The organism is Pseudomonas sp. BW7P1 (assembly GCF_024981055.1).
Lineage (GTDB): Bacteria > Pseudomonadota > Gammaproteobacteria > Pseudomonadales > Pseudomonadaceae > Aquipseudomonas > Aquipseudomonas bananamidigenes.
The window spans coordinates 4,913,195-4,924,533 of record NZ_CP103374.1; the positions used below are offsets into that span (position 1 = coordinate 4,913,195).

Annotated in this window: 5 protein-coding genes; 3 read left to right on the forward strand and 2 right to left on the reverse strand. The window is 61.3% G+C overall.

Going from position 1 to position 11,339, the window contains the following annotated elements:
- Positions 1 to 25: 25 nt before the first annotated feature.
- Positions 26 to 961 (reverse strand): iron-sulfur-binding ferredoxin reductase, encoded by a 936-nt coding sequence (locus NWV16_RS22130; protein ID WP_260520757.1) that lies wholly within the window; start codon positions 959 to 961, stop codon positions 26 to 28.
- Positions 954 to 2,060 carry a diguanylate cyclase gene (locus tag NWV16_RS22135; protein WP_260520758.1) on the reverse strand — a complete coding sequence of 369 codons (1,107 nt, stop codon included), beginning with the start codon at positions 2,058 to 2,060 and terminating at the stop codon, positions 954 to 956. Before NWV16_RS22135 ends, NWV16_RS22130 begins: the two co-directional genes overlap by 8 nt.
- 368 nt (positions 2,061 to 2,428) lie before the next feature.
- Between NWV16_RS22135 and NWV16_RS22140 the strand changes: the two genes are divergently transcribed.
- The 3 genes from NWV16_RS22140 (at position 2,429) to NWV16_RS22150 (ending at position 11,338) form a co-directional block, all read left to right on the forward strand.
- The gene (locus NWV16_RS22140; RefSeq protein WP_260520759.1) at positions 2,429 to 3,952 is read left to right on the forward strand and encodes a fumarate hydratase; all 1,524 of its coding nucleotides are present in this window, start codon (positions 2,429 to 2,431) and stop codon (positions 3,950 to 3,952) included.
- 154 nt (positions 3,953 to 4,106) lie between these two features.
- Positions 4,107 to 8,561, forward strand: coding sequence for a SpvB/TcaC N-terminal domain-containing protein (locus NWV16_RS22145; protein WP_260520760.1), 4,455 nt, complete (start codon positions 4,107 to 4,109; stop codon positions 8,559 to 8,561).
- On the forward strand, positions 8,558 to 11,338 hold the full coding sequence (locus NWV16_RS22150; RefSeq protein ID WP_260520761.1) for an RHS repeat domain-containing protein: 2,781 nt from the start codon (positions 8,558 to 8,560) through the stop codon (positions 11,336 to 11,338). Before NWV16_RS22145 ends, NWV16_RS22150 begins: the two co-directional genes overlap by 4 nt.
- Position 11,339: the final 1 nt, after the last annotated feature.

Here is an 11,339-nt window from a genome sequence, read left to right on the forward strand (position 1 = left end):
GGTCTCGCGTCTGAGAATTCAGCGCTCAACCACGGCTCAGGAAGACATCGGCCAGCAGTTGATTGCGCGGCAGTCCGGCCAGAAACAGACGCTTGGCAAACGCGTCGACGCTGGCGGTCGAGCCGCAGACTAAGGCCAGGGTTTGTCGGGAGACAAGGCGCAGTTGCGCCAAAGCGCCCGGCAACTCGGCCGCCGTCCACAGTTCGACGCTGAGGTTTTCCCGTTGCGCAGCCAGTGCTTCAAGGGGTTTGGCCAGGTAATGTCCATCGGCATCATGGGCCAGGTGAATGACGCGAATGGCACCCCGGTGATCCTGACGCAAAGCCTCGCGCAACACACCGAACAACGGGCCGAGCCCGGTGCCGGCGGCGAGCAGCCACAGCGGCCGGTCGTGCCAGTCCGGGTCGTAATGCAACGCGCCACCGCGCAATTCACCGAGGCGGATCGGGTCGCCGATCTGCAAGCGCCGGGCGGCGTCGCTGAATTCGCCGGGCTGACGGTAGTCGAGGTGGAACTCCAGAAAACGGTCTTCTTCCGGCAGGCTCGCCAGTGAATACGGCCGCGCAACGTGCCCGGCCCACAGCACCAGATGCTGGCCGGCGCTGTAGCGTAACGGTCGCTGGGGTGTCAGGCGCAGACGCAGCACGCTGTCGCCGAGCCAGTCCAGCGCTTCGACCGTCGCCGGGCGACCGTCAGTGAGCGGGTCGAAGGTGTGTACCTGCAAGTCTTCCACCACCTGACACTGACAGGCCAGGCGCCAGCCCTGATCACGCTGTTCGGCACTCAAGGCATCCGGGCGACTGTCGGCGGGCAAGCCCTGCACGCATTGCACCAGACACGCATGGCAACTGCCGGCGCGGCAGCTGTAAGGCACCGCCACGCCATTCTGATTGAGGGCGTCGAGCAGATTGCTGCCCGCCACCACCGACCACTGACGTTCACCGACCCGCAGTTCAGGCATCGACGTTCTCCCACGCTGCCGCGCAACGGTTGCGCCCGTCGCGCTTGGCCCGGTACAGCGCCTGATCGGCACGCTGCAAGGCATCGTCCAGATCATCGCCCAGTTCCAGCAGGGTCATGCCGGCGGAAAGGCTCAGGTTTTTCACGTTCAGGCCCACCAGTTCCACGTCGGTGAAAGCGATGCGCAGCCGTTCGCAGCAAGCGGTCAGGCGCTCGGCGTTGCAATCGGGCAGCAGCACCACGAATTCCTCACCACCATAACGCGCCAGCACGTCGCCGTCTCGCAGACAGGCACCGGCGACGCCGGCGAAAGCCTGCAGCACCTGATCGCCGGCGGCATGGCCATGCAGGTCGTTGATGCGTTTGAAATGGTCGAGATCGATCAGCGCCAGACCATGCACCACATCGGCCTCCATCGCATTCAGTTCGCGGGTGGCCAGACGCAGGAAGTGCCGGCGGTTGAACAGCCCGGTCAGTTCGTCGGTGGCCACCAGGTCCTCGAGCTGACGCATCATCCCGCGCAACGTGTCCTGATGCGCCTGCAAGGCAAAGCGGCGCTGGCGCATGCGTTGCCGTGAGGTCTGGACGAAGCGTGCATAGATCACCAGCCAGGCCAGCACGATCAGCAGGATGCAGGCCTGCAACGCGGACAGCGCCGGGTCGTGCAGCCGCAAGTGGTAACCGTCCCACAGCGTGATCGCGCAGAAACTGAAGAACACCAGCATCGCGCAGCGCACGAAGGCCCGCCGTGACAGATGAAACAGGCCGAACAGCAGGATCAGCACATAGAAGACCAGGAACTCGCCCCGGGCTTCTTCCAGATGGGCGATCAGCCACGTCTGCCAGCCAAGGCCGAGCAGCACTTGCGCCTCGGTCAGGCTGGGGTCGGGGAACCGCAGGTTGCGCCCGGAAAGGAAGATGACGAACAGCACCGCCTGGCTGATCACCACCAGCGCGCTGCCGACGGCGACGCCGGCCAGCGAATCTTCATAGTGACCGGTGAAATACGCCAGCCACAGCAGCAGCAAGGCCAATCCATAGGTGGCTGCAGCGAGGGCGAAGCGTTTGAGCAAAAGACGTTGAATGGCGTTATGGGTCAATCGTTGACTCACCGTGCGATAAAAGGCTGACCGAGTGTCCTACTCTACAGACCGGCTGCCACTTTAGAGGGCCAGTCGATAAATGACCATTGATTTTCGGGCCGGGTATTTGGCGTCAAAAACCTGCAGCCATGCGACCAACGAATGACTCCCGGCAGATGTGCCCGCCACCGAGGCGCGGTATACTGCCGCGCCTTTTTAGCGTCGCGCCAGCAGCCAGGCGTGCCCGGCCCAAAGGGCCAGCTTCAAGCCGCCAGCATCAAGCCTCAGGCTCAGGCAGTCCGCGTACTGTCCTTGCCTTGCCGCTCGAAGCCCGGAGTTCGAAGCTGCCCTATTAAATGTTCCCGTCTTTTAGAGGAGCGCGACTCATGACCGTGATCAAGCAAGACGACCTGATTCAGAGCGTTGCCGACGCCCTGCAGTTCATTTCCTACTATCACCCCGTGGACTTCATCCAGGCGATGCACGAAGCCTACCTGCGCGAAGAATCGCCAGCGGCCCGTGACTCGATGGCGCAGATCCTGATCAACTCGCGCATGTGCGCCACCGGCCACCGGCCGATCTGCCAGGACACCGGCATCGTGACCGTGTTCGTGCGTGTGGGCATGGACGTGCGTTGGGATGGCGCGACCATGAGCCTGGACGACATGATCAACGAAGGCGTGCGCCGCGCCTACAATCTGCCGGAAAACGTCCTGCGCGCCTCCATCCTGGCCGACCCGGCCGGTGCGCGTAAAAACACCAAGGACAACACCCCGGCGGTCATCCACTACTCCATCGTCCCGGGGAACACCGTGGAAGTGGACGTGGCGGCCAAGGGCGGCGGCTCCGAGAACAAGTCGAAAATGGCCATGCTCAACCCGTCCGACTCGATCGTCGACTGGGTCCTGAAGACCGTGCCGACCATGGGTGCCGGCTGGTGCCCGCCTGGCATGCTGGGTATCGGCATCGGCGGCACCGCCGAGAAAGCCGCGGTGATGGCCAAGGAAGTGTTGATGGAATCCATCGACATTCACGAGCTGAAAGCCCGTGGCCCGCAGAACCGCATCGAAGAAATGCGTCTGGAGCTGTTCGAGAAGGTCAACCAGCTGGGCATCGGCGCCCAGGGCCTCGGTGGCCTGACCACCGTGCTCGACGTGAAGATCATGGATTACCCGACCCACGCCGCCTCCCTGCCGGTGTGCATGATCCCGAACTGTGCCGCTACCCGTCACGCGCACTTCGTGCTCGACGGTTCCGGCCCGGCCTCGCTGGAAGCGCCACCGCTGGACGCCTATCCGGAAATCGTCTGGGAAGCCGGCCCGTCGGCCCGTCGCGTCAACCTCGACACCCTGACCCCGGAAGAGGTGCAGAGCTGGAAGCCGGGCGAAACCGTGCTGCTCAACGGCAAGATGCTCACCGGTCGCGACGCCGCGCACAAGCGCATGGTCGAGATGCTGAACAAGGGCGAGACCCTGCCGGTGGACCTGAAAGGTCGCTTCATCTACTACGTCGGCCCGGTCGATCCGGTCGGTGACGAAGTGGTTGGCCCGGCTGGCCCGACCACCGCCACGCGGATGGACAAGTTCACCCGTCAGATCCTCGAGCAGACCGGCCTTTTGGGCATGATCGGCAAGTCCGAGCGCGGCCCGGCCGCCATCGACGCGATCAAGGACAGCAAGGCCGTGTACCTGATGGCCGTCGGCGGTGCCGCTTATCTGGTGGCGCAGGCGATCAAGAAGTCCAAGGTGCTGGCGTTCGCCGAGCTGGGCATGGAAGCGATCTACGAGTTCGAGGTCAAGGACATGCCGGTCACCGTCGCGGTGGACAGCAAAGGTGAATCGGTGCACATCACCGGCCCTGCGATCTGGCAACAGAAGATCAGCGAAAGCCTGGCGGTGGAAGTGCAGTAAGCGCTTCAGCGGTCTGTAGAAAGCCGGGCGGTCAGCGATGACCGCCCGGCTTTTTTTTCGCCTGCCGTCAGTCGGCACCTGTCAGATCTGACAGGTGCCTGCCCCACTACCGCTCTGCTAGCGTGACGACTCGACATCTTCAGGTTGAGTTGCCATGGCCCTTGATGCAGATGCGCTCGTCACGCCTCCCTCGATTGCAAAGACAGCGTCCATTGCAACGAATGGGCGCAGTTGGGGTGAGATCGGTGCGACCGGGCAGCGCTCTTACGCCTTGTCGCTGCCAACACTGTCCGCCTCCGGCCGGACGCTGGTTCCCGAGCTGCAACTGGTTTATGACGGTAACGGGGGCAACGGCAAGTGCGGCCTCGGCTGGGATCTGCCGTCCTCTGCCATCTCGCGCAAAACCAGCAAGGGCGTGCCGCACAACCTGCCAACGGACGCCATGCTGGCTGACGGCATCGAATTGCGGCCCGAACTGACGACGCGCGGCATGATCAAGACCGCAAAGCGTACGCACGGTAAAGGCGAGAGCGCCAAAACCTATTCCGTGGTGCGCTACATTCCGCGCCTGGAAACGACTTTCACCCGCTACGAGCTCTGGACTCCCGCCGAGGGCGGTCACCCGTTCTGGGTGGTCTTTGGAGCAGACGGCACTCTGTATTGCTATGGCTACACCCTGGATGCCTGCATCCATGACCCGGCGGACCCGACCGTTGTCGCAGTGTGGTTGCTGGTGGAAGTCAGGAACCCTGTGGGCGAAAACATCTTTTACCAGTACAAGACGGACGACAAAGTCACCGACGCCCGTTTTGACTACAGTGCCCAGCGCTACCTGCGGCAGGTCTGTTATTGCAACAAGACCGCCAGTGCCGATCTGTATTGCCTTGATATCGCGCAACCTGAATTACTCGACTGGCTGTTCCGACTGATCGTTGACTACGGCGAACGCACCGCCGGATATGACGATGTTCCATCGTATGACGCCAACGAGGATGCCTGGCCGGTACGTTCCGATCCGTTTCGCAATCATCGTTACGGCTTTGAAGTCGGCACCCGGCGCCTGTGCCGGCAGTTTCTGTTGTTCAACCACACCGGCCCCGCTCCGGTGCTGGTCGATCGCCTGCTGCTGGAGCACGAACCCACAGCGCACCTGTACAACCACCTGAAAGCCGCGCATTACATGAGTTATGACGCTACAGGTCGCGTCAGACACCTGCCGCCGCTGGAATATTTTTATGAAGCGCTGACACTCGACACCTCCCCCAAACCCTTCCTGCAACTCGACCACATGCCCGGCCTCAACGACGGCCAGCCCTACCATTGCGTCGATCTTTACGGCGAGGGCCTGCCGGGATTTCTCTGCCAGTACGAAGGCGCCTGGTACTACCGCGAACCCTTGCGCGGCGAACCCGGCACGGACGAAATCGTTTACGGGCCCTGGACACTGCTGCCGCTGATTCCGAACGCCGACAGCAACAGACCGGTGGTGCAGATCCTCACCGACCTCACGGGTGACGGCCGCCTCGACTGGGTCGTCGCGCAACCCGGCGGCAGCGGTTTCTACACCCTCGATCCGGACGGCACCTGGTCGTTGTTCAAACCGTTCAGCCAGTTCCCTGTGGAGTTTTTCCATCAGCTGGCGCAACTGGGCGATCTGAGCGGCGACGGTCTGGACTCCATGGCCCTGATCGGCCCGAACAGCGTCCGGGTGTACGCCAATGTTCGGGAAAAAGGCTTCGCGCCCGGCAAGGATGTACCGCACACTCCGGACCGACTGCCGCTGTTCAGCGACGCCCGCACCGAACTGGTGATGTTCGGCAACCTGCACGCCAGTGACCTCCCGGGTCTGTGCCGGGTGCGTCACGACCGGATCGAAACCTGGGCCAATCTGGGCCATGGCAGATTCGGCAAGGCGGTTGCAATCAGCGACTTGCCCTTCGACTACGCGGACTTCGATGCCAACCGGATTCGCTTTGCCGATCTCGACGGTTCCGGTGCACCGGCGTTGATTCGCCTGTGTTCCGATCACTTCGAGATCTACTGGAATCACGGGGGCAATACTGTTGAGCAAGTCCCGCTCATCGTTGCATGGCCCGAAGGCATTCGCTACGACAACCTCTGCCAGGTGACCTTTGCCGACCTGCAGGGCATTGGCTGCGCCAGCCTGCTGTTCACCCGACCCCACATGACGCCGCAGCATTGGGTGTATCACTTCGTCAGTGAACGGCCCTACCTGCTCACCGGCTGCAACAACAACATGGGCTACAGCGCCACACTGCAACATCGCAGCAGTGCGCAATTCTGGCTGGACGAAAAACGCCTGGAACTGATGGCGCGCCGACGTCCGGTCTGCCTTCTGCCCTTTGCCCAGATGGTGCTTCACGGGTTGCGTCAGGACGATGAAATCACCGGCAATTACCTGATGCAGTTCCACGAGTACTTCGAGGGCTACTACGACGGCTACGAACGCGAATTTCGCGGTTTCGGCAAAGTCTGCCAGACCGACAGTGAACTGGAACCGGGCCAGGCGGAAAGCGGCCATACGGCACCGATGCGCACGACGCACTGGTTTCACACCGGCAGAAGCACCGATCCTGTCTTGAAAGGCATCTGCGAACTCGACGACGAGATCACGCCGCTGGGGCCCACGGTTATTTCAACGTTCGATGCCAAAGGCAGAAAGGAACGTGTTCGCAAAAGGCGCAAGGCCGACGACCATCGCGAAATCGCCTACGCCCTGGCCGGTCGCCCGTTGCGCACCGAGGTGTGTCAGGCAGACGACCCCGCTCCGGCACACCTGTTCTCCCTGAGCGAATCGCGCTATCTGGTTCGAGTGGTCAAAGAAAATCCGTCCAGCCTGCTGGTACTCGAACTGGAAACCCGCAGCCATCAATACGAAAGGTTCATGGACGACCCGCGTTGCGAGCATACGGTCAATCTGGAACGGGACGAGTACGGCCATCTGACTCACGGCTTCACGGTCGCCTGCGCTCGCCGCCGCACAGAGACGGACACATCCCCCTTAGATCGAGAGGATCAACTGCGAGCCTGGGAGGACAGCCACGATGAGCAACAGCAGTCCTTTTATCTGACCGAGACCCTTGCCGGTTTCACTCACCTGATCACTGACGGCCACTGGCTGCTCGGCTTGCCCTGGCGTCAGCGCGGCAACGCGCTGACATTGCCCAAAGGGGCATTGCCGGGCGGGCTGCAAGCAAAAGACATCAGTTTCGAAAACTTCGACCGGTACAAGGACAGCACCGAGTGGACAGCCGCCCGGGAATTGACCTCGCTCACACAGCACACGTATCTGGAGGACGACGGCCATATCCTCTATCCGCCACGTCAAGGGCCGACCGAGCAGGCCGTGTTCGACAGGAAGGCCCTGGCGGCGTATGACGATGTGCCGATCGTCATCCGGGACGAGCTGACAAAAATCGGTTACGAACCCATGAACCTGTTTTTTCCGCCGGACACGGATGAAGATCAGCGGAAAAACCTGTGGTCAGCAAAAAGCGGCTTTTTCACCTATGCCGATGCCAGCGGTTTTTACCATGTCACCGACGTGCAGCAGACCGCCAGCCATGGCGTGACGCACATCACCTGGGACGCAGACCATCTGCTGAGCATTGCCATCACCCTGCCGGACGGCTGCGTGACGTCCGTGAACCACGACATGCACACCCTGCTGCCGCAAAGCATCACGGACCCCAACGAGAACATTCAGGAAGTGCTGTACGAACCGGGCGGCCAGCCGATTGTCCACAGCTTTCATGGCACCGAAGAGGGGCTGCCAGCCGGTTTCGAACGATTGTCCGCTTACCCGCCGCAGCCTGACCTGAGCGTCGAATACGCCCTGGCCCATCCGAAAACCGTACTGGCATCCGCTGCCAGCGCGGTGCGCACCGAGCTGTTCAGCTGGATGCCGTTGCTCCCGCGCAACGCGGTGCTGCGCGAAAGAAAGCAATGGATCGCCGACGGCCTGATCCTGCCCGACGGCCACATCCGCGCCTGTGCGCTGCGCTGGCTGAACCGGAAAAAACCCACGGCCAGTGAACAGAAACTGCTCGATCTCATCCATTCAACCCTCAGGCAACCGGTGCACAGTCTCAGTCTGGTCGCCGACCGCTACCACACCGATCCGCTGCAACAGATTCAGATGACCATCCGCTACGTGGACGGCTTTGGTCGCGAGTTGCAAAGCAAACAACTCGTCCCGCCGGGCGATGCCTTTGTCGCCACGCCCGAGGACGGCCTCGCGACCGGCGCCGATGGCAGGCCGATTGAACTGCCAGCCCTTCAGCGCTGGCGGGTGCAAAGTCGTGTTGAATACAACCACAAGGGCGAAACCATACGGGTCTACCGCCCCTATTTCCTCAACACCCATCGCTGCATCAATGACAGCGCGATGCGCGAGCACGGCTATCACGACCGGATGTTCTACGACGCGCTGGGTCGTCAGATCCAGACGATCAACGCCCTCGGCCATCTGGCGTATGACCTTCTGCATCCGTGGTTCAAGCTCAGTTATGACTACAACGACACGGAAGAACCGCCACTGGCCAGGCCCGCGAAAAGACCGGCGCCCGCAAAACGGATCAGATCATGAACGCCAGCGTGCACCCTCTCACACCGACGCTGTCGGCAATCGGACCTCGCGGCGAAGCCGTCAGGCAAGTCGAGTACCTGCGCACAGTGGCCGGAGAAGAAGCACGAGCGCTCATCAGCCGATTGCAATATGACGCTGCCGGTCATCTGGTTGCACAGCGGGATCCGCGTCTGCCCAAGCCCAATACAACGACCTTGCACAGGCTGGACGGCACGGAGCTCAAGACCCGCAACGTCGACGGTGGCGAAAACACGGTCCTGCAAGGATTGGGTGGTGAACTGTTGCAAGGCTGGGATGCAAACGGCAATCACCGGAACATGACCTACGACCCACAGTTGCGCTTGCGGGCCGTTGCAGAAAACGGCTCAACGAACTTCGAAACTTTCAGCCATGAAACCGCTTCGGGCGACCCGACGTACAACCGGCGCGGGCAAATGACAGCGCTGAGCGATCCATCAGGCACGGTGCAAATCAACAGCTTCGCCATGAGCGGCCAGGCACTGGAAGAAACCCGCACCTTCGAGGATGGCAAGGTCTGCACCGGCCGCCAGCGCTTCAGCGCCGTCGGCGCTCTGCTGCAAACCACCGACGCCGGCGGGCATGTTCAACAATTGACCTACGACATAGCCGGGCAGCTTGTCCGGGTTCAACTGCAACTCAGCGGTCAAACCTTTCAGGGCATTTTGAACGACGCGCACTACAACGCCGCAGACCAGATCACCGAACAGCAACTCGGCAATGGCGTGACCAACCACTGGCACTACCGCGAGGCCGACGGACGTCTGCTTCGACAATATGCGCAAAAGGCTTCGCAGCCGGCGATTCAGGATTTCGAGTATGAATACGACCGGGTGGGCAACCCCATCCGTATTATCGACCATACCTACACACCGACGTTTTTCCGCAACCAGCGAGTCGACGGTGAACGCACATTCGGCTATGACTCGATGTACCGCCTGACCCGCGCCACCGGTTACAGCGACGCCCCGCCCGCGGACAATCCCGGCAGGCCGCAACCCACCGATCCCGATGACCGGCGCAACTATGTCGAGTCTTTCGAATACGACGACGGCAACAACCTGAAAAAACTGACCCACGTTCGCGAGGGCAACACCTACACCCGCGAGATGTTCAACGACAGCGCCAGCAATCGCGGTGTGCGCTGGAAACCGGGGGATTCGGACCCGGACTTTGGCGCGTTGTTCGACCGCGCCGGCAATCTGCAGGCCTTGCAACCCGGCCAGCCAATGAACTGGAACAGCCGCCATCAACTGCAATCGCTGATCCTTGTGGAGCACCCCGGCGGTCCGCCCGATCAGGAGCTGTATCACTACAGCCAGGGCGCAAGGGTCCACAAACGCCACGAAACCCACACTCGCAAAGTCAGCCACGTCGAAGAAGTGCACTATGTGGGCAACCTGGAAATCCGTACCAAAAGCAGCGGAGAAGAACTGCACCGGATCACTGTCGCCACCGGTGTCGGCGAGGTGACGTGTCTGCACTGGGTCTTGGGCAAACCACCCGGTATCGATCGGGATCGTGTGTGTTATTGCCTTGCCGACCACTTGGGATCAAGCGTGACAGAGACTGATCAACAGGCGCAGGTGATCAGTCGCGAAAGCTATTACGCCTTCGGCAATACCGCGTCGATGGCTGCCCGCTCGCAAATCGAAGCGGACTACAAGTTCACCCGTTATTCGGACAAGGAAATGGATGTCACCGGGCTTTATTACTACGGGGCGCGGTATTACGCGCCGTGGTTGTGTCGCTGGGTGAGCGCCGATCCGGCCAGGGATGCGGACGGGCTGAATCGCTATGCGTTTGTGGGGAATAATCCGCTTCGCTATGTCGATCCTTCGGGAGGTACGAAGGCAGAGAGCGTCATCATGCTGTACTCGGGTTTTGTGTCGACACTGGAGGGCATTGCCGGGCAGACGCTGGTGCAGATCGATAACGTCATCCACCAAAAGCACATCAAGCGGAGGCTGTTGGCGAACACGGTTGGCGAAGTGGCCACAGGGATATTCGGCTATGAAGCCGGGAACCTCGGCGGAGAGCAGATCGGGTATTACATCCCGGATGTCCGGCATATTGCCTCTCACAGCAGATTGAACCGCTTGCCCTTCATCGAGGCGGTGACGGGTGGCAACGTCGGCGGAGACATCGCGGGTGGCATGGCCGCTCCGGTCACAAGCCTGGGGCTGATCGGCGCACTCATACCGCAGACCTCAACCATTTCCCTGACTGCAATCGACAAGGCAATGGGGATCCCCGAAGCCGTCAACGACATCCACGGCAACTGGCAGAGCATCAAGGACGAGTTGATCCACCCGGCGCTCAACTCGGTACTCAACCCTGAATTTGTGATGGGGCGGTTGGTAGGAGCATGGATCTCGATTCTTGGCGGAGCGTTCAACCTGTTCGCCCGGGCCGTGGAGGCTGAGGACATCAAAAACCGTCTCGATCCCGTCAAGATCGGCAAGATCGAAACGATGCTCAGTGAATGGAAAGAGGCAGTCGAACAACGCTCCGCCTGGGCCGAGGCGGCTTTTGACGCATTGGGTACGGACGTCGTTTATCCAGCCGATCACATTCCCAACGTCAATCACATGACGTCCCGTGAAACGCTCGAGCCGATCACCCGCTCAGGCCTGCGACAAAAGACCGGAAAGACGCTGGACTATATCAACCGAATGCAAAAAGGCATGGCCTGGTACAAGGAAATGGGCACTACAGACAATCAGTTCCTGATGCGGCAACGCTCTGCGCACCGATGAG